The 18,282-nt window shown below is 70.6% G+C and carries 23 protein-coding genes; 17 read left to right on the forward strand and 6 right to left on the reverse strand.

Features of this window, described 5'->3' with window-relative positions:
- Positions 1-9: 9 nt before the first annotated feature.
- The 6 genes from OG764_RS29915 to OG764_RS29940 form a co-directional block, all read right to left on the reverse strand.
- Entirely contained in the window at positions 10-453 is a 444-nt protein-coding gene (locus OG764_RS29915) for a DUF6238 family protein (RefSeq protein WP_328971529.1), read from the reverse strand.
- A gap of 42 nt (positions 454-495) precedes the next feature.
- Complete coding sequence (locus OG764_RS29920) at positions 496-1,959, reverse strand: SCO6880 family protein (RefSeq protein ID WP_266449544.1); 1,464 nt, start codon at positions 1,957-1,959, stop codon at positions 496-498.
- A 95-nt stretch (positions 1,960-2,054) separates the two neighbouring features.
- A complete protein-coding gene (locus tag OG764_RS29925; protein ID WP_328971530.1) occupies positions 2,055-3,407 on the reverse strand; it encodes an SCO6881 family protein in 1,353 nt (450 codons plus the stop codon).
- A gap of 32 nt (positions 3,408-3,439) precedes the next feature.
- Positions 3,440-4,123 carry a hypothetical protein gene (locus OG764_RS29930; protein WP_443056092.1) on the reverse strand — a complete coding sequence of 228 codons (684 nt, stop codon included), beginning with the start codon at positions 4,121-4,123 and terminating at the stop codon, positions 3,440-3,442.
- Positions 4,123-4,437, reverse strand: a complete 315-nt coding sequence (locus tag OG764_RS29935; protein ID WP_266449619.1) for a DUF6112 family protein — start codon at positions 4,435-4,437, stop codon at positions 4,123-4,125. Before OG764_RS29935 ends, OG764_RS29930 begins: the two co-directional genes overlap by 1 nt.
- 115 nt (positions 4,438-4,552) lie before the next feature.
- Complete coding sequence (locus tag OG764_RS29940; RefSeq protein WP_328971531.1) at positions 4,553-5,692, reverse strand: C40 family peptidase; 1,140 nt, start codon at positions 5,690-5,692, stop codon at positions 4,553-4,555.
- A 533-nt stretch (positions 5,693-6,225) separates the two neighbouring features.
- Here OG764_RS29940 and OG764_RS29945 point away from each other — a divergent pair.
- The 17 genes from OG764_RS29945 (at position 6,226) to OG764_RS30025 (ending at position 18,117) form a co-directional block, all read left to right on the forward strand.
- Positions 6,226-6,981, forward strand: a complete 756-nt coding sequence (locus OG764_RS29945; RefSeq protein WP_328971532.1) for a DNA-methyltransferase — start codon at positions 6,226-6,228, stop codon at positions 6,979-6,981.
- A 214-nt stretch (positions 6,982-7,195) separates the two neighbouring features.
- Positions 7,196-7,801 (forward strand): DUF4913 domain-containing protein, encoded by a 606-nt coding sequence (locus tag OG764_RS29950; RefSeq protein ID WP_328973227.1) that lies wholly within the window; start codon positions 7,196-7,198, stop codon positions 7,799-7,801.
- Positions 7,798-8,283 (forward strand): type II toxin-antitoxin system RelE family toxin, encoded by a 486-nt coding sequence (locus OG764_RS29955; RefSeq protein WP_328971533.1) that lies wholly within the window; start codon positions 7,798-7,800, stop codon positions 8,281-8,283. The genes OG764_RS29950 and OG764_RS29955 overlap by 4 nt, the downstream gene beginning before the upstream one ends.
- Positions 8,283-8,894 carry a DUF3631 domain-containing protein gene (locus OG764_RS29960; protein WP_328971534.1) on the forward strand — a complete coding sequence of 204 codons (612 nt, stop codon included), beginning with the start codon at positions 8,283-8,285 and terminating at the stop codon, positions 8,892-8,894. The genes OG764_RS29955 and OG764_RS29960 overlap by 1 nt, the downstream gene beginning before the upstream one ends.
- Positions 8,879-9,439, forward strand: coding sequence for a GNAT family N-acetyltransferase (locus OG764_RS29965; protein WP_328971535.1), 561 nt, complete (start codon positions 8,879-8,881; stop codon positions 9,437-9,439). The genes OG764_RS29960 and OG764_RS29965 overlap by 16 nt, the downstream gene beginning before the upstream one ends.
- Positions 9,417-10,085 carry a hypothetical protein gene (locus OG764_RS29970; protein WP_328971536.1) on the forward strand — a complete coding sequence of 223 codons (669 nt, stop codon included), beginning with the start codon at positions 9,417-9,419 and terminating at the stop codon, positions 10,083-10,085. Before OG764_RS29965 ends, OG764_RS29970 begins: the two co-directional genes overlap by 23 nt.
- A 54-nt stretch (positions 10,086-10,139) precedes the next feature.
- Entirely contained in the window at positions 10,140-10,850 is a 711-nt protein-coding gene (locus OG764_RS29975; RefSeq protein ID WP_328971537.1) for a hypothetical protein, read from the forward strand.
- 150 nt (positions 10,851-11,000) lie between these two features.
- A complete protein-coding gene (locus tag OG764_RS29980) occupies positions 11,001-11,453 on the forward strand; it encodes a hypothetical protein (RefSeq protein ID WP_328971538.1) in 453 nt (150 codons plus the stop codon).
- Positions 11,450-11,899 carry a hypothetical protein gene (locus OG764_RS29985; protein ID WP_328971539.1) on the forward strand — a complete coding sequence of 150 codons (450 nt, stop codon included), beginning with the start codon at positions 11,450-11,452 and terminating at the stop codon, positions 11,897-11,899. Before OG764_RS29980 ends, OG764_RS29985 begins: the two co-directional genes overlap by 4 nt.
- Positions 11,900-12,295 carry a hypothetical protein gene (locus tag OG764_RS29990; RefSeq protein ID WP_328971540.1) on the forward strand — a complete coding sequence of 132 codons (396 nt, stop codon included), beginning with the start codon at positions 11,900-11,902 and terminating at the stop codon, positions 12,293-12,295.
- A gap of 31 nt (positions 12,296-12,326) precedes the next feature.
- Entirely contained in the window at positions 12,327-13,199 is an 873-nt protein-coding gene (locus tag OG764_RS29995; protein WP_328971541.1) for a winged helix-turn-helix transcriptional regulator, read from the forward strand.
- A complete protein-coding gene (locus OG764_RS30000) occupies positions 13,196-13,714 on the forward strand; it encodes a hypothetical protein (RefSeq protein ID WP_328971542.1) in 519 nt (172 codons plus the stop codon). Before OG764_RS29995 ends, OG764_RS30000 begins: the two co-directional genes overlap by 4 nt.
- Positions 13,711-14,166: a hypothetical protein gene (locus OG764_RS30005; protein ID WP_328971543.1), complete on the forward strand. Its 456-nt coding sequence runs from the start codon at positions 13,711-13,713 to the stop codon at positions 14,164-14,166. Before OG764_RS30000 ends, OG764_RS30005 begins: the two co-directional genes overlap by 4 nt.
- 52 nt (positions 14,167-14,218) lie before the next feature.
- Positions 14,219-15,484 carry an MFS transporter gene (locus OG764_RS30010; RefSeq protein ID WP_328971544.1) on the forward strand — a complete coding sequence of 422 codons (1,266 nt, stop codon included), beginning with the start codon at positions 14,219-14,221 and terminating at the stop codon, positions 15,482-15,484.
- Positions 15,485-15,518: 34 nt separating this feature from the next.
- Positions 15,519-15,929: a hypothetical protein gene (locus OG764_RS30015; RefSeq protein ID WP_328971545.1), complete on the forward strand. Its 411-nt coding sequence runs from the start codon at positions 15,519-15,521 to the stop codon at positions 15,927-15,929.
- A 56-nt stretch (positions 15,930-15,985) separates the two neighbouring features.
- Complete coding sequence (locus tag OG764_RS30020; RefSeq protein ID WP_328971546.1) at positions 15,986-17,245, forward strand: ATP-grasp domain-containing protein; 1,260 nt, start codon at positions 15,986-15,988, stop codon at positions 17,243-17,245.
- Between the two features lie 32 nt (positions 17,246-17,277).
- Positions 17,278-18,117, forward strand: a complete 840-nt coding sequence (locus tag OG764_RS30025) for a DUF317 domain-containing protein (protein WP_328971547.1) — start codon at positions 17,278-17,280, stop codon at positions 18,115-18,117.
- Positions 18,118-18,282: the final 165 nt, after the last annotated feature.

Raw genomic sequence — 18,282 nt, forward strand, 5'->3', positions numbered from 1 at the left:
GGGCTGCCCTCAGGCGGTGCGTGCCGGGCGGGGGCCGTGGTCGGCGGGGGTGGTCTTGCGGCGGATGGCGTGGCCGGAGGCGAGCTGGCGCTGGCAGATGGTGAGGACCGGTGGTCCCTCGGGCAGCCGGTCGGGGCGGCAGCCCGCATCCGTGCTGGACTCGGTGGCCGGGAGGGTGTGGAAGGCCTCGTGGAGGCTCGTCGCGGCCTGCCACAGCCGCAGGTGGGCGGCGGCTATGTGCCTTCCGGCTGCCGGATGCGGGGGCCGGGTGGTCTCGGCGAGCTGGTCCATCAGGAGGTGGAGGCCGGTCAGGTGGCTGTGCAGGACGTCCAGGTGCACACGGTCGGCGTGGCCAAGCGTTCGTGCTGACTGGCGGGTGTGGTGGCGGATGCCGGCGGTCGCGGCCCGCAGGTAGGGGTGGGCGTCGCCGGGCGGGATCGTGGTGTTGGTCAAGTGGTGGGTCCTTGCTGCCGCGGCGGTGCGGCGGATGGTCGGCTACAGAGCGGTGCGGGCCAGGGGCAGCGCGGCGAGGGTGAGGGCTTCGGGCTGCTGGTAGATCAGGCGGCGAAGGTCGACCTGGGCGGATACGGCGGCGGTTTCGATCTGTGCGCACGCGGCGTCGAGTTGGGCGTCGGTCTCGGCGGAGACGGTCAGGAGTCCGGTGAGGGCGACGTCGGCGTGCCCGGCGATCAGCTGGCGCTCGCGTTCCTTGACGTCCCCGTACTCGACGGAGTCGGCCTCGGAGTCGACCTGTCCGCGGCGCTGGCGTTCGGCGGCGTCGGCGATGATCGTGGCCTTGGTGCGCTGCACGTCGCGCAGCGCGGACTCGAGTCCCTGGGGCACGTAGATAAGGGAGAAGGAGCGGCGCACGCCGGCGGTGAACATCAGCCCGTGCAGGAAGCCCGACGTGGTCTCGGTGCGCGGCCAGTTCTCCACCCAGTAGGTGGCGTGACGGGCGCTGTCGGTGATGACGCGGTCGTACTCCTCGACCTGGACAACGGGACCTGCGGCGGCCGGTTCGGCCTCGGCCCTGCCGTGCTCGGACCACTGCTGCAGCCCGGCCAGGGCCTTGGGGTCGTACGCGGTGCGGACCACGGCGGCTATCTCGCGGGCGGTGAGCCAGCCGGTGACCATCAGTCCGGCGCCGCGCGCGGCCTGGGCGACGGAGGCGGTGGTCTGCCCGAGCACGGTGAAGGCACCGGGCAGTCCGCCGCCGGCCTGGGAGATGAGCCGCTTGGCGGCCTTCAGGTCCAGGGAGATCGCCAGGTAGCTCTCGTGCGGGGCGGCGGCGGGCCCTGCGGAGGAGACGAGCTCGGAGTACACCTGCCCGGCGACCGGGGCCTGGGGATGGCCGTGGGTGGTCCAGTGCCGGGTCAGGGTGTCGCCGCTGTCGGGGACGGTGCGTTCCAGGACCTGCACGGTGGCGATGTGGCCGCTGCGGGCGATGCCGGCCAGGGCCCGGCCCCACGAGGTGACGTTGCTGTTCTGGGTGGCGGGGTCAAGGAGGGCGAAGGCCCTGCTGGAGACGCGGGCGATGGCGGTCAGGGTCTGGGCGTGGGGGTCGTGGACGGCGGCGGCCTGCGATCCGGAGGGGGTGACCACGCGCAGCGAGGCGGCGGTGCCGGGCAGGTGGAGCACACCGTCGGTGCGGGGCCTGGACACCACCCGGGCCAACCACAGGCTCTGGCCGGTGCGCCGGCGCTGGGCGTAGCGCAGGACGATCGGCGCCCAGTCGATCAGGGAGCGGCCGTGGCGCCGGATGACGACGAGGGCTGCGACCGCGGCCCACAGGGGGGTCAGGGCCAGGGCGCCGACGAGGCCGGTGGAGACCACGGTGGCCAGGAGCAGGGCGAGTGCGGTGGAGGTGAGGACGAGCTGGGGCAGGGACAGGCCGAGCAGGATGCCGCGCCGCGACCTGTGGGGGAATTTGATCGTGAGGGGGAGGACAAGGTCAGACAAGGCGGAGTCCGCTTTCGGGGCACGGGGTTGGGACCCGGGCGGGACACGGCATCGTGGTGCGGCGTGTCCCGCCCGGGTGGCGGGGAGGGGTCAGCTCAGGAGCCGGTGGGCGAGGGACCGCTCGCGAAGGGACTGCTCGCGGCGGCCGGACCCTGCGCAGGTGCACCCTGCGGCGGGCCTTCCTGGGTGCTGCGGGGAACGGGACCCGTACCGCCCGAACCCGAGGGACCGGAGGGACCGGACGGGGAGGATCCGGTGCTTCCGCCGAGCTGGCCGCTGGTGTCCTGGCTCACGCTGGTCGGCGGAGGCTGAACCGCCTTGGACAGCGCATCGGTTGCCGCACCCCCGCCGGAGGACGGCATCGGGGCGCTGTTCTGCTCGCCTCCGGAGCCACCGGTGGGGTTGGCGGCGATGTCGCCGGGGAACCCGGCGGGGCCCTGCGGTGCCGCGCCCGCTCCGGCAGCTGCGCCGGCTCCGCCGGTGGCGGCCATCGCGGCTGCCTTGCGGGCTGCCTGCTCGGTGTGCTGCTTGGCCATCTGCGCGCCGGTGCCACCGGCCCGGTGGAGCGACTCGCCGTCGGTGCCCTCGGCCGCCCAGTGGACAAATTTGAACGTGGCGTACGGGCAGAGCAGGACCATCATCATGATCACGACTCCGGCGAGGCAGTCGGCGAGGGCGCCCAGACCGTCCTTGGCCTGGGTCTGGCCCAGGGCGGAGATGCCCAGGAGGAACACGATCGTCATCAGCAGCTTAGAGACGACCAGGGTGGCCGTGGCTTCGATCCAGCCCCGGCGCCAGCGCCGCGCGGCCTCCCATCCGCCTCCGGCTCCGGCGAAGACAGCCAAGGTCACCAGGACGAGGATGCCGACCTTGCGGACCATCATCACGCACCAGTAGAGGATGGCCCCGATGCCGGCTCCGATACCGACGATGCCGGGGATCATCCAGCCCAGCGGCACCATGGAGGCGACAGAGCTGGCCTTGACCATGCGGCGCACCGACTCTTCGATCGAGGTGCCGGCTGCCGCGAACAGGCCGTCACTCAAGGCATCGACGACTTCGATGGCGACGGTGGTGCCGGCGATGGCGACGAAGCAGAAGATCACGCCGCCGGCGGTGCCGGTGAAGGCCTGGGTCAGGGCCTGGCCGTCGCGCCGGATCGCGGCCCGGATGAGCTGGGCGCAGAAGGTGGCGACCAGGATTGTCAGGCCGATGGGCAGCAGCAGCTCGTAGTTGGCGACGAACCAGCCGGCGCGCAGGTCGACCTTGGTGGTCGTGTTGACGGCTTCGGCGGCGAGGTCGGCGGATGCGGCGGCGAATTGGCCGGCCGACTTGGCGATCCAGTTGCCGATGCCCTCGGTGATGGCCTTGCCTGGGTCGTTGACGAAGTCGATGGCGTCGGCGGCGCTGCAGAGCTTGCTGGCGATGGGGATGGAACAGAAGTCCACTGGAGGGGTACCTCCTTGTCTTCAGTGGCGTGTTACGGGGCGACGCTCGGGGCGAGGGAGACCAGGGCGCAGTCGGAGCTGGGGCGGCACTGGACGGCGAGGGTGACGGCGCGGTCCTCGGCGCCGCCCCCGCCGCCCTTCCAGACGATGGTCTGCTTGCCGGTGACGGTGACCGCGTAGATGTACGCCTCGGTGATCGCGGAGGGGTTCTCGGCGAGGGCCTGTTTGAACGCCGAGGGGAAGTGGGCTTCGCCCACGGCGGCGGTGGCGTACTGGGCGTTGTCGGCCATGCGCGACCACAGCACCGGGTCCGGGACCTGCCCGGAGATCGCCGTCCAGTCGGTGTACTTCGTCTCGCTGGTCATCCACGCGTGCATGCCGGCGAGGTGCTGGTCACGGCTGGTGGTGCGGGTGTCGTACGACCAGAGCAGCACCGCCGCCGCCTTGGCGTAGGTGAGCGGGTCGGTGAGCTTGGGCGGAGCCGGGACCGAGCCCGTACCGACCGAAGGCTTCGGGGCCGTCGGGGCGGGCGAGCTCGCTCCCGGGGCTGCGGGGGATGCGTCGGTCTTGGTCTGGCCGTCGCGGGAGGTGAACCAGGCGGTCAGTCCGGCGGCTCCGAGGAGCGCGGTGATGACCATGGCGGCGACGAGGATCCGTCGCCTGGTCGTCCAGTGCGTGGTGGCCCGGTGAAGGGGGGAGAGGGAACGTTTCGGCACTACTTGACCTGCGTTCCGAGTGCGGAGAAGAACGCGACGATGCCGTTGGCGGCGCCCAGGCCCAGGGCGGCGCCCGCGGCTACGACGGCGCCCTTCTTGCCGTTGGCCTCGGCCTGGTGGCCGCCGCTGTGGTGGCCCCAGGCCCACACGCCGAGGGAGACGGCGAGGGCGCCGACGACGGCGATGATGCCGAACATGTTGATCGAGTTGACGACCTTCTTCAGGACGTCGAGCCCGGGGAGGCCGCCGTCCGTTGGAGTGATTCCGGGGTCGTAGGCGAGGTAGAGGACGCGGTCTGCGAGTGAAATGGGTATGGCGAAGCTCCTTGCGGGCGCAGGCCTAAGGGGCCTGCGGCTGTGCGGGGAAGGGAGAGGGGCGCTCGGGGCGCGAAGAGGGGCCCGGCGCGGGCCCGCATCGGCGGGCGGCGGCCTAGCTGTTGAGCGCGGGGATGCGGCGGACGGCGAGGATCTGCCAGTCGCCGACCTTCTCGATCCGCACCGGTTTCGTTGTGCGCGGTGCGTTGATCACCAGGCCGGCGCCGATGTACATGCCGACGTGCTCGGGGACGGCGGCGGTGCCGCGGGTGAAGAGCAGGTCGCCGGGCTTCAGAGTGTTCGCCGGTACGGCGTCACCCTCCTTGACCTGCGTGTACGTGGTGCGGGTGAGCTGGATACCGGACTTGGCGTAGGCCTGCTGCATGAGGCTGGAGCAGTCGCAACGGCCCATGGGGTCGGGGCCGCGCGGCGCGGTGCAGGTGCCGCCCCACTGGTAGAGGGTGCCGAGCTGGTGCATCGCCCAGTCGATCGCGGTACGGGCCTTCGGCGAGGCGTCAGCAGGGATCTTGTACCCGGCGGGGACGGTCCCTTCCGGGATGGAGCCCCAGTCGGCTCCGTCCTCGCCCGGCTTGCAGCCACCGGCACCGCCCGGAGCGGTACCCGGTTCCTGACCGGTCTGGCCTGTGCCGCCGTTCGGCAGGGTCTTGACGATGGCCTGCTGCAGGGCCCGGGCCAGCGGCTCCCACTGCGCGTACGCGTCCGGGAATCCGGAGAGCTGCACGGCCTGGGCGGCCTGGGTGATGGTCATCTGCTGCCACCCCTTGACCTCCAGCAGCCCCTTGTAGAACTTCGTGGAGGCGTAGACCGGGTCGCGGATTTGCTCGGGGGTGCCCCAGCCCTGGCTGGGCCGCTGCTGGAACAGCCCGAGGCTGTCGCGGTCGCCGTAGGTGAGGTTGCGGAGCCGGGATTCCTGGATGGCGGTGGCGAGCGCGACGACCTGTCCGCGCTCGGGCACCTTCAGGGCGATGCCGGTGGCGACGATGGTCTTCGCGTGGGGGATCTGCTCGTCGGGCAGTTCCAGACCCTCGACGCGGATCGAGCTGTCGCCGCCCTGGCCGCCGAGGATCGCCGCGACCTGCTTGGCGACCGCGGCGGCATCGACGCTGCTGCCGCCGGGAGTGCAGGCGGCGCTTCTGGAGGCGGCGCCGCTTCCGGCCGCGGCCATGGCGGCGGTGGTGGCGAGGACGAGGGGGGAGAGGCAGAGGACGCCGATGGCGGCGGCTACGGCCTTCAACCCGGAGTACCTCCGCGCTCGCCGGTCAGGGCCGGCAGCCGGGGTTCAGGCAGGGGAGGGCGCAGGAATGGCATAGCGGTGTCCTTGAAGTGTGTGAAGTCCCAGCCGCGCGGTGCCGTGGAGATGTGAGAAGGAGCGCGGCAGGCCGGGTGATGGGTGAGCTGTGCCTCGGGGCGTCGCTGCGAGTTGCCGCTCGCAATGACGTCCGGGCGGTCAGGTGTGCCGGGACAAGGGGGTGCCTCCGTGTGGGCATGACGGGGGAATACGGCCATCGGCGGTGTGTGTACCGGGCAGTTCCAAAACAGTAAGTGCCGATCCCCGGTTGACCAAGAAAAAGATGATCAAGGCTCTATTTCAAGGGTTTTCGCGGCGACCGTGGTCAACCGGGGATCGTGCCCTACAGTTTTGGAACTCCCCCCGCACGACCGCCCTATGGCCCTATGGCACACCTGTGTCCACATCCGGGCTGGCGGTTTTGTTGCGGCGAGCCGGAGTTCACCCTCGCCTTCCCGAACCGATATTGGGGTACCTCTTTGCCTTTCTCCCTGCACCAGGGCGACGCCCTCAGCGTCCTGTCCACCCTCCCGGACAACTGCGTCGACTCCGTCATCACCGACCCGCCGTACAACTCAGGCGGGCGGACGGCGAAGGAGCGCACCTCCCGGACGGCCCGGCAGAAGTACACCTCCGCGGACGCCGGCCATGCCCTGCCGGACTTCACCGGCGAGAACATGGACCAGAGGTCTTATGGCTTCTGGCTGACGCAGATCATGACCGAAGCCCAGCGGGCGACCCGCCCCGGAGGCACGGCGCTGCTGTTCACCGACTGGCGCCAGCTGCCCATCACCACTGACGCGATCCAGGCCGCCGGCTGGACATGGCGCGGGGTGCTGGCCTGGCACAAGCCCGCCGCCCGCCCGCAAAAGGGGCGATTTACCCAAAATTGTGAGTTTATCGTCTGGGGATCCAACGGAGACATGGACGGCTCCCGGAACGAGGTCTACCTCCCGGGCCTGTACTCCGGCTCGCAGCCGACCGGCCGGAAGCGGCAGCACATCACGCAGAAGCCCGTCTCGGTGATGCGCGAGCTCGTCAAGATCAGCCCGCCGGGCGGCACCGTCCTGGACTTCTGCGCCGGCTCCGGCTCCACCGGTGTCGCAGCTCTGCTGGAGGGCCGGGACTTCATCGGCGTCGAGAAGACCAAGCACTATGCCGAGATCGCCTCCGACCGGCTCACCGAAGCCCTCCAGCAGGCCTATTCCCAGGACGACTTCGTCCTTTCCGCCTGACCCTCACGGGCTCGCTGCGGGGGCAGGAGGCGATATCTCGCCTTTCTGTCCCCGCAGCGCGGGGGCTTTGTAGCACGTGATCCCCGGTCAGCCAAACCGGGGAATGTGTGGATGGTTGAACTCCTGCCCTTCTTTCGAATTCCGACGTGCCGCATGCGGCTGCAAGGAGAGACCTTTCGTGCTCGAACCCATAGACGGCCCCGACGGCCAGCCGATGGATCCGATCCGCGTTCCCGAAGCCGACCTGGAGAGCATCGAGGCCAGCGTCCGCAAGCTCCTGGACCAGTCGGCCCAGCAGGCCCGGCAGCTCGACAGCCTGGCCGCCGCACCCGACCCGATGCCCTTCGCCGGCTTCTCCATGCCGGGCCTTCCCGGCATGCCCGCCCCCGCGCTGCCGCCCGACCCGAAGCCGATCCTGGAACTGGACGGCGAGGAACGGGAGAACGAACTCGACTCGCTGACCGACTGGGTGGAGGACTTCCTCATGCCGGTCTACGGCGCGGAGATCACCACCGCCGCGCCGTGGTGCGAACAATGGCAGGAACACCTCGACGTCGTGGCCTGGCTGCACGCCCTGTGGATGGCCTACCAGCAGCACAAGGACCCCGAGGCCGGGCCCAGCGGCATGTTCGTGTGGCACCGGGACTTCCTCACCCACGCGATGGCGGCCATCCGCTCGGCCGGTGGACCGCTCTCGGCCTGCCAGACCGACCCCGACCGCCCCGCGCACCGCCTGCTGCGAGGCCCCGGCCGATCCACCCGCCCAGCTTCCTCCGCAGCCGAGGTAGAAGCGGGCCACGCCTTCGAGGCGGCTTCGTGAGCGGCAACGACCAACCCGCATTCGGACTGACCTTCGACCCCCGTGCCTTGACCGACCTCCTCCAGGCACCCAGCGACATCCGCGACCTCGCGCTCGTCAAGCTCCAGGACGTCGTCAACGCCAACCTGTTCGGCGGGAAGCTCACCCACGAACTCGACGGGCTCCGCAAGGTCTACGTCGACTCCCGCTCGGCCTGGCGCATCGTCTACGCCACACGCCGAGCCCCCGAAGGATCCGCGTTCCACAACGAGATCCACGTCGTCGCGGTCAGGCCCCGTGAACAGAGCGACGTCTACCGCACCGCCGCCGCCCGCCTGGGGATCAAACGTAGGCCGGTCGACGCCCTCACCCATGCGGCCAGGGGCCGGTCTCCCCAGCTCGGCACCACTCGCACCATCCCCAAGCCCGGACCCCAGACCTACGTGGTCCCCGGACTTCCCCAGCCCGCCCTTCCCCTCAGCCCGAAAGGCCCCTCCCGTTGATGCCCTTCCCCAATTTCATCGATAGCTTCGCCACCAACATCACCGGTGCCACACCGCCTGAGACAAACCCCCAGCACCGGGCCCTTTTGGACGCCTTCATCGATGTCCAGAACTGCGACCGGCGTCTGCTGACCGACCTTGCCACCGCGATCGAGGCCGGTAAGGGAACCGCCCAGCAGCTGGAGGCATGTGCCGATGCCCTGATCGAGCGCTTCATCGCCGGGTACGAGCTGTCCCTGCTCCTGTCCACCGACTGCTGCTGCGCGCAGGACGCCGAGCCCTGCGCGCCGTGCGGTCTGGAACAGGGCGAGGAGTGCTGCCAGGACCCGGAACTGCCGGACAGCCTGCTCGAAGCCTGCCTCGGAGTGTTCGCCCAGCTCGGTGACCCGTACGCTGTGGCCTCCGCCGACCTCGTCGATGCCCTTCGAGACCTGCCCGGCGTCGCCGGGAAGGACTGGCGATACAACGATCTCACCCAGGCCCGCCTCGCCCAGCTTCTGGCCCCGTACGGCATACGGACCCGCGACATCACCCTGCCGGACGGCCGCCGCCGCAAGTCATACAGCCGCGAAGCCCTCCTGGCCGCCACGGGCGTGTGCACCAGCTGCTGAACTCCGCCGGCGACACCTACGTCCGGACTGCAACCTTGGCGGACTTGCCGCTCATCGAGACACTCCACCGCAGCTGCTCCGAGCAGGCCCTACACCGCCGCTGGGGCAGAACGAGGATCACCCGCCGCGACATCGAGCGCCTCCTGAACCACTCCCGCTGCTGGATCGCCCTCCATGCCACCGACGCGGTCATCGCCCTCGCTTCGACTGGACCGATCAGCCGAGAGCCGGGCGTCTTCGACCTCGGCCTGCAGGTCGCCGACGCCCACCAGCGCCGAGGTATCGGCCTGGCCCTCGCCCGGCACGCCGCCGCCCACGCCCATTCCCGCGGTGCGCACACCCTGGCCGTTTACACGCAGGCGTCGAACCAGCCCATGCTCGGTCTGCTCCGACGGCTCGGCCACGTCACCGCATCCCGGGACGCCCCCCACCTCGACGTCCGCCTGTCGCTGTCCGCGGCAGGCGCGATCCCGCCCCGCACCGCACGCCCAGGAGGCTCTCCTGCCGTCCATCACACCCCCGATGAAGGCCCTGACCAGCCTTGACCACCGCGTCGAGGTAGCCGTCGGATACAGCGTCGACCTCCTGTGGGCGCACCACGACCGCGGGCTGCTCGACGGGCCGCTCACCCACCTCGCCGAAGCCCACCGCGCCCTCTCGAACGCGGAGCGCGATGTGACCTTCTACCGGGTACTCCTCCAACGTCTGGCCTCGGGCGAACTGCAAGTCGACCAGCATCTGTTCGCGCGCATCGACCGGACCGTGACCCAGCTCAAGGACGCCGTCGCCATACGCGATACCCGGCAAGCCGAGGCACTCGCCGGACTCGAATCGCTGGAGGCCGCGGCCCCGGTGCGCATCACGGCGGAGGGCAAAGACCTGCTCGCACACGAATTTGCTGCACTCCTGGCCATCAGCCAGGGCGCGCGGCTCCACCAGCACCTACAAACCGGGCGGATGTCCGTCGTCACGGCCTCCGGCGTACGGGTCGCCCATCCGCTCTACCAGCGCCTGGAGGAAGCCCACTTGGTGGCCCGTGACACCTCACACCCCCTCCACGCCGGACAGCCCATCTCCCTCACGGACGCCGGGCGCACGACGCTCACCGGCACCAGCCGCCCTCCCGCCGCGACGCCAACGTCCGCACCCCGGGTCGGCTCCTGGCCAGCGACCTCCGGGCGGTCGCGCTGACCGAACGAACCACTCCACCCCACCCCACCCCACTTCGGCACCGAAATGAGTTGAATGCCGCAAAGCTACCGGCCTGATTTCCGGCTCGACGGCTTCGAGCCCGTCAACGAAGTCGTCGAGGAGGCGTTCTGGCACCACCTCGACTCGGACCACGACTCGATGACCGCGCTGGCCACCCACCACAGCCCCAATGGCCGTCACAGCTTCTACGTCATCCACAACGGCGCCGTCACCTGGGGCATCCCCGGCGAACCCCAGCTCATCGCCCTGCGCATCGAACGAGACCACGCGGCGCAGGTGTTCAGCTTCGAACACGCCGAGCTGCCGCTCGCGGCGATGGCCCAGTCCTGGCTCATCAAGCGCGGCTGCCCCGCCGAGGCCATCGCCCTGCCGCCGAACATGGGCACGACAGCCGCCGACACCACCACCGTGGCCCTGCAACAGCGGCTCATGGGCGACGGAGACCACTACGCGCTGCTCCACAGCTACACCGACGACACCTCGCGCAAGCCAGAGACCACCGTGCTCCTGCGCGCCCTGGATGAAAGAGCGGTGAAGCCGTTCCGAGTCCTGGTGGAGCAAGCCGACCTGGAAACCTTCACCCACACCCTGCGCGAAGGCGCGTTCGAGAGCCTTGAGGCCGCCGTCGGCTGGATGGACGACCGCTCCACTCCGCTGCCGCCACCCGCACCGTCCACGGTGCGTACCGCCGTGCCGACCGCCCTCCCGAGCACCTCGCCGAAGGCCCCCGGTCGAACCCGCTGATGCCGCTGGCCCGGGAAGTTAGCAGCACATCCCCGGTCAGCCAAACCGGGGATTCTCCGGACCCTTGTAACAAGCCCACCACGCACGACCGGGCCACCCTGACACCCTTCCGGCCTTGGCCGCCCCATGCCCTTTGGAGAGGAGTTCGCCATGCCCGAAGAACTCGACGACGTGCTCGGCGTCTTCGCCCAGCAGATCGAATCCCGCTTCCAGATGCCTCTGCAGCAGCTGCGCCACGCGGTGACGGCGGCCCCGCAGGCGAGCCCCGAGGCGACGACCACGATCCGGTGGTACGGGCTCCTCGAAGAAGCTCAAGGAGCCCTGTCCGCCGCCGAGGACCACCTCCTCGCCGCCTTGGACCGGGCTCCCGCCGGCGAGCTCGAAGACCCGGTGATGGCGCTCGCCGACCGCGTGAACACCCTGGTCGCCGTACGCGACGGCCGAGCCATGGTCGTCCGCCACCTCCTCGACGACAACGCCCCGGGCAACCGCACACCAGGGCCTTGGCGCGGCGCCGCCCGCACCGGGCCCGCCATCGCGACCACCCCCGTACCCCGGCCTGCCGTAGTGCCCGCCGTACCTGTCAGGGGAGGTGTGCGATGAGCACCCCCACGAAGCCGTCCAGCCAGGACGCGCACCTCGAAGAGGTCTTCGCTACTCCGGTAGCGCAGCTCTACGCCGCCGCGGCTGCCGGTACTGCCACGCCCGCCGCGCAACGCGCCCTGGAGCTGCGCTCATTCTTGGCCTTGGCCGAAGAGCAGGTTGCCCGCGTCCGGGACCGCGTCCACCGGTACACCGCCCCGGACGCCGACATGGGCACGCTGTCCGCCTCCGAGCTCCGCTTCGATTCGCAGTGGATGGACGCAGCCCTCTCCGCTCGCGCCCAGTACGTCACAGCCCTGCGTGAACTTCTTCGCGCCATGCCACCGCCGGGTACCGCGCGCCACGGACCGCCGAAGTTGGACCAGCTATGGGCCACCACCCGACCCGCCGCCGGAGTCTCACCTGTCGGGGCGCGCCCGGCGGCGCAGAGCGCGAGAGGCCGCTGATTGACCCACACCACCTCCCGGCAGATCGCCGAGCACATCGAGGCCCTGTACGGCCGCCCGCGTGCCGAACTTGAAGCGCACGCTGGCTCCACGACCCACCCGAACATGCTGTCCGCGCTCTTGGCCGCCAACAGCGCCATCGAGTTCGCCGAAACCGACATCGGCTTCCAGCTCCAGCGGCTGCGGAAGCTGGTCGACCCCGAGCGCGAGGTCGGACGCCACGACGCCGGCCACATCTTCGACTGCGCCCGCCGCATCGGTGAAGCCGTCGCTGTCCGCGACACCCAGGCCAGGCACATCTCCGCAGTCCTGCAGAGCCTGCACCGCACCCCCGCGCTGGAGACCACACCCGCCGCCCCGGTCCCGGCCGCCGCCCCGCCCTCCCGCGCCCGCTGAACCTCATACCCACATTCCAGGAGCACCCGCTTTGGCTACCACCGGCCTGCCCGAATCCATATCGTCCGACCTGTCCCGTGTCACCGAGAGCCTGCAGATGCTGGCCCCGCGGTGGAACGTCTGGGTGCTGCTCACCCTGTCCCAGAAGCCTCTGCGCTACCGGGAGATCAAGAGCGCACTGCCTTGGCTGCCCGACGGCCAGCTCCACCCCAGGCTCGGCAAGCTCACCGAATCCGGACTCCTTGAACGCACCGAGTTCGAGCCCCAGGACGTGCTGTACGGCCTGTCCGTCCGAGGCCGCGAGCTGCTGCCGGTCCTCGGCGTGATCGCTGCCTGGGGTGGCAAGCACCTGGAGAAGGAGACGGTGCTGGATCCGGCGACCGGCCACCGCGTACCCAAGGCGGTGCCCCGCGCGCAGGACATCGAGGACGCCATCGCTCTGATCGCCCCGCGACAGGCCACCCCGATCCTGTGGGCACTGCGAGTCCGCGGAACATCCAGCGCCAAGGCCCTGGCCGCCACCGCCATGCCCGACCGACACCTGACCAACGTCTACGCCCCGCTCAACCGCCTGGCCGAGGACTTCCTCGTCACCAAGGACCGCGAGGGCCGCGTCGAACTCACGGCCGCCGGCCGGGACCTGGCCCCCGTCTACCAGGCACTGTCCGCTTGGGCCGCCGGCGCCCCCCTGACCGAGGCCGCGAACCACCCGGTGTGGGCACCACCGCCCGTGCAGCCCCAGGACCGCCCGGCCCTGTGGGTCACCACCCAGCCGCGTATCCCAGCAGCTCCGACGCCCCAGGCCCGTCCGGCATGGAAGCCGGGCGATCTCTTCTTCTCCCACACCACCACCACCGTGGTCCGCCCTGCGGGTGCGCCGACGACTGGAGGCCGCACCCGATGAACACCGACACCCACGCGAAGGCGCTGGTACCGACTACGGCCGCTCTCTCCCACCCGGGCCTCATCCGGATCGTCAGCGATATCGACGACAACGGGGCCTTGGAACGGCACCTCCTGAGCCGGACTCTCACCGGACTCTCCCGCTGGCAACTGCGCCAGGCCTCCGCGGTCGGGCGTGCACTGGGCCTGCTGAAGGCCTCCACCGACGGAGGAATCCCGAGCCTGGTCCTGACCCCGGCCGGAGAGGCTCTGGCCGAGGTCTACGACACGGCAGCCCGCTGGGCCCGAACCCACCACCACCCCAGCGACGTCAGCGACTTCGTCACGCGAGTCCAGGCCACCCTCACCCTCCTCGGGTCCACCACGGCCGGTTCAAACGGGCACGTACTCGAGTTCGACTTCGAATCCCTTCATGGGCCCCGGACCGTGCTCGCGTCCTGGGTCCGCGACCACGGGGCAACCCTGATCGCCCAGCTGACCGGCGTCTCCCAGGACGAGATGGAACTTGCCGCGTGAGCGGCGCACGGTACGAGGGCGCCGTGGCCGCGCTGGGGACCAGCGAGGTGGCCCGTGCGGTCGGCATGGACCCCAATGCCTGGGCCTTCACGGTGATGCAGGACGCACCCGGCCACATGAAGGAGACGGTTGCGGCCGTGATGAACACGGCATTTGAAGTTGATGCCGTGCAGCGGCAGCTCCTCCACGAAGTGGACCGTGCCATCAAGGAATTGTCCAAGACCCTGACCGGCAAAGACACCGCCGGCCACCGCTGGACCGAGGGCCTCCTCGGTGACCGCATCGACAACCTGACGACCAAGCGGGGCTACCTGCTCCGCCAGCTCGACACGCACCTGGCCGTCTACCGCCAGGCCGCAGCCGAGCCGAGCCCCTCGGTCAGGCCGTCGCCGGCCCACGGCCCGACGCATCCGGCGCACGCCGCGCCGCAGGCGCGCACGCCGCGCCGCTGACCTCTTCCTGTTCTGCTCGCCGCGGCGGGCGTCTTCTTGCGTGAAAGCGACGATGACCGATCTTGTGATCGCCGGCCCACGGCATGCCCTCCTCCCGCAGCTATCCCTGCTGCGCCGCATCTACCTCCCTCGTACTGCCGATGCTGGCGCGTTCGCGATGACCACGTACGGCATCCCGCTGATCGTGCTCGCCACCACCCGGTCTGCCACCCTCACCGGGCTGGCGTTCGCGTTGGAGTGGATTCCCCGCCTTGCTGCGTTCTCTTTGGCCGGGACGATGGTCGACAGGCACGGCACGAAGCGGGTTTTCCGGATCGCTTCCGTGCTGCGCGCTCTGGTGGTCTTGGCCGCGGCGGTCATCCTGCCCACCCAGGCCGGTGGCCTCGGAGCGACGATCACGGTGATGGCGCTCGCGGCCATCACCGGGGTGGCCACCGAGTTCTCCTACATCGCGGCCGAGACGGACGGGGCGGCGGCCAGCAAGGACGCGGGGGAGCGGGCCCACCGGGTGCAGTCGGCCCTCCTGGGCATCGACCAGACCGCCACCCTCGCCGGGCCCGCCGCCGCCGGATTCCTCCTGGCATGGGCTGGCGTCACCGGCACCCTGATCACCATCGCCGCCTGTTCCCTCCTGGGCGCCGCCCTCGCCCCCTGGCACCGCGAGACCCGTCTGGTACCCGCTGCCGCATCCGCGCTCACCGGACTGCGCACCGGATGGTCAACCCTCGCCTCGCTGCCGGCCCTCGCTTGGCTGATCGCCGGACTCACCGTCTCCAACCTGGCCACCGGCATGCTCCAGGCCGCCGCCCCGATCATCGTCGTGCAGCACCTGGGCTACTCCAGCGCCGCCGTCGGCGTGATCTGGTCGGCTGCAGCCGCAGTCTCCCTCGTCGTGGTCGCCTGCTGCCGCTTCGTCATCGACCGCGTCGGCCTGTGGCCCACCGGGGCCGCCAGCGCGGTGGTCGCAGCCCTGGCCGGCCTCGCCGTCTCCCAGGCCGGCACGTACAACCAGCTCCTCGTCCTGACCGCCGTACTGATGGCAGGCGAAGGCGGCATGACCGTCGTGCTGCGCACTCTTCGCTCCCACCTCATCCCCGAAGCGGTTTTCGGCGCCACCCTCAGCATCACCATCCTGATCATGCTCGCCCCGTTCCCGCTCGCCGGAGTCCTCGTCGCCGTCACGCCCGCAGCGGCGCTCGGACACGTCCTGACCGGCTGCGCCGCCCTCCAGGCCATCGGCCTCCTGTCCGCGTTCTGGCGCCTGCGCCGCGAACCCGCCATGCGCCACGGCCGCTCTCCCGCACACAAGCGGACCTGAACGCCCCACTCCGCTCACCCGACCAGAGAGACCCATGCCCCCGAGCTCTTCGGCCATCTCCTCGCTCAACGCGGACCAAGCAGCCGCAGCAGGAAGCCTCGTACGCCTGCTCACCGACCGCTTCGACACCCTGCCCACCGCCGAGACCACCGTCCTGGCCCAGAACCTGCTGGCCCAGGACGGCCTCGTCGCCGACGTCCACCACCTGCTCCGCGCCGTATCCCACTGGGCGGGCACCACCGGCCCCACCCTCTACGAGGGAGCGCTCCCCTTCGAAGTCCAGGACGCACTGGGCCAGGCAGCAGACCAGCTGGAACCGCTCGCGCTCCTGGCCAAGGAGACGGCCTTCCCCCAGCCCCTGCCCCGCAGGCAACCCCCACCCGCAGCGATAACACCCGCGCCCCGCACTGCGGCCTCCGCCCAGAGCCCCGGCATGCGCCGCTGAACTTCCCCGCCCCGATCGCTCCCCGCTCCCGTCCGTTCCGAAAGGCCCCCTGACCCTTGACCCCGCCCGAGAACCTCCGTACTGTCCCGGCCCGCCCCGTTGTCCTGGTCGTCGCGCCCAACGACGAGCTTTACCGCGGCTACTGCCTCGAATCCGTCGCCGCCGCCTACGACACCGTCGTCATCACCCCGGCCGCCCTCACCTGGGAGAAGTCTCTCGTCGTCGACCATGAGGTCACCGACCCGTATGACATCGAGTCGCTGCTGGCCGCGGGGGAGGCGCTGGCCGCCCGGCAGCCCATCTCCGCCGTGCTCACCTGGAACGAGATGCTCCTGGTCAACGCCGCGGCCCTCGCCCAGCATCTGCAGGTGACCACCGACGGCCCGGACGTTCTCCACGGATGCCGCGACAAGTCCCTCAGCCGCGAGCTCTTTGACCTCCACCGGGTTCCGTCCGCCCGGTCGATGAAGGCCGCCAACCTCCTGGAGGCAGTCCTCGCTGCCGAGTTCATTGGCTACCCCGTCGTCGTCAAGCCGTCCGGACAGGCCGGCAGCGTCGGCGTCATCCGCGTCGACCGCGCCGAAGAACTCCCCGCCGGCTTCGAGTTCGCGACCGAAGGAGCGAGCCTGTGGGGCGGCGAGTCCACCGACGTCCTGGTCGAGGAGTACCTCGACGGCGAAGAGATATCCGTCGAATGCGTCACCCACCACGGAGTCACCACCCCGGTCGCCGTCACCCGCAAGCAGCTCGCGTTCGCTCCGTACTTCGAGGAAGTCGGCCACACCGTGGACGGGGCCGACCCCCTGCTCCGCCGCGTCGGACCCATCGCCCAGGCAGCCATCGCCGCCCTCGGGATCACCACAGGCATCCAGCACGTGGAGATGCGTCTCACGGCCACGGGCCCGCGGATCATCGAAGTGAACGGCCGCATCGGCGGCGACCTGATCGGCAAGCTCGTCCTGCTCGCCACCGGCATCGACCTGCCGCGCGCCGCCGCCGACCTCGCCCTCGGCCTGCAGCCCGACCTCACCCCCACCCGACAGCAGGCCGCGGCCGTCGCCCTCCTCTACCCCGAGGTCTCCGGCACCATCGTCGAGCGCGGCATCGACCCGGAGTTCACGAAGGCCACCGACTGGCTGGAGCAGACCAGCTGGATCCTCTTCCCAGGCGAACAGGTCACCCTGCCGCCGGAGGGCGACGTCGATGTCGCCCGCGTCGGCCTCCTCGTCGTCACCGCCCCCGACGCCGACCAGGCCGAAGCCCGCATCCGTGCCGCCCGCGACCACATCACGATCACCATCACGCCGACCGCATAGCCGCCACTCACCCCTGCCCCCTGGACTGCTCTTTGACCGACACCGCACCTGACCCGATCGAGGGCGACGTCTACGTCACCCCCCGCTACCTGGCCGGCAGCGCCTGGATCGGAAACCCAGCCCTCCAGCCCCTGTTCGAACTCGGCTGGGACCGCCACCACGACGACGACGGCAACCTGTACGTCGCCTCCCCGGACCGCAAGGTCCGACTCGGCTTCCTCCCCGAAGGAGACGATGACGGCCTGTGGCGCATCACGGCCTACCGCGACCCCTTCGCCGCTCCCGCCTGGGGCGTGTGCTTCAACGACATGACTCCCACAGAGCTGGTCACCGCCTTCACCACCGCCCTCGCCGCCGCGTATGCCCAGGGCCCGGACGCCTACCTCGACAAGGAGCCGCGCGACCGGTTCGAGGCCGTTGCCCCGCTCCTGAAGGGAGGTTGGGAACTCCAGCACCCCCGTTGGGGCGTGATGGAACTCCAGAGCGCCGACGGCCTGGCCGGTCTGGAGTACGTCACCGGTCGGCTCGACGAGACCAAGGAGCTCACCACCCTGGAGGCACGCTGGTACATGTGGGGCGGCCCCAAGGGACCCCGCTGGTACGCCACCGCCTCCACCGGCACCCCGGTCCACCTGGTCACCGCGATCACCACCGCCCTGGCCGACCCCGCACCCGTTCCTCGCTGGCAGGAAGGGATCCTCTCCTCCCTCCTCCCGCACATCCAGCTCACGCCGATCGTCCCGCCCCCGCCGCCGGCACCCACTCCGCTCGATGTGCACCGCCGCACGGCAGCCCGGCCCCGGCCGGTGCTCACCACGACCAGCGTGCCGCGATGGAGCACCAGCACCACCCCAGCTCCCGCCCGCCGCTGACTGGCCCTGGAGGATCACCTGTCCCTGCACGCAGCGGAGTTCTTCGCCGAACTCCAGCCACCCTTCCCCGTCGGCGCGGTCGTCGGGAGCACCTACTACGGCAGCCCCGTAGCCGATTCCCCGGTCCGGATCCGTATCGACTTCCAGAGCACGATCCGTCACCGG

This window comes from Streptomyces sp. NBC_00239 (genome assembly GCF_036194065.1).
In the GTDB taxonomy this organism is placed as follows: domain Bacteria; phylum Actinomycetota; class Actinomycetes; order Streptomycetales; family Streptomycetaceae; genus Streptomyces.

Excerpts from the sequence above, each read along its gene's own strand:
- OG764_RS29950 (WP_328973227.1), top strand. The coding sequence starts at position 7,196 with ATGGATCCGATCCGCGTTCCCGAAGCCGACCTGGAGAGCATCGAGGCC.
- OG764_RS29960 (WP_328971534.1), top strand. The coding sequence starts at position 8,283 with ATGCCCTTCCCCAATTTCATCGATAGCTTCGCCACCAACATCACCGGT.
- OG764_RS29970 (WP_328971536.1), top strand. The coding sequence starts at position 9,417 with ATGAAGGCCCTGACCAGCCTTGACCACCGCGTCGAGGTAGCCGTCGGA.
- OG764_RS29975 (WP_328971537.1), top strand. The coding sequence starts at position 10,140 with ATGCCGCAAAGCTACCGGCCTGATTTCCGGCTCGACGGCTTCGAGCCC.
- OG764_RS29980 (WP_328971538.1), top strand. The coding sequence starts at position 11,001 with ATGCCCGAAGAACTCGACGACGTGCTCGGCGTCTTCGCCCAGCAGATC.
- OG764_RS29985 (WP_328971539.1), top strand. The coding sequence starts at position 11,450 with ATGAGCACCCCCACGAAGCCGTCCAGCCAGGACGCGCACCTCGAAGAG.
- OG764_RS30000 (WP_328971542.1), top strand. The coding sequence starts at position 13,196 with ATGAACACCGACACCCACGCGAAGGCGCTGGTACCGACTACGGCCGCT.
- OG764_RS30010 (WP_328971544.1), top strand. The coding sequence starts at position 14,219 with ATGACCGATCTTGTGATCGCCGGCCCACGGCATGCCCTCCTCCCGCAG.
- OG764_RS30015 (WP_328971545.1), top strand. The coding sequence starts at position 15,519 with ATGCCCCCGAGCTCTTCGGCCATCTCCTCGCTCAACGCGGACCAAGCA.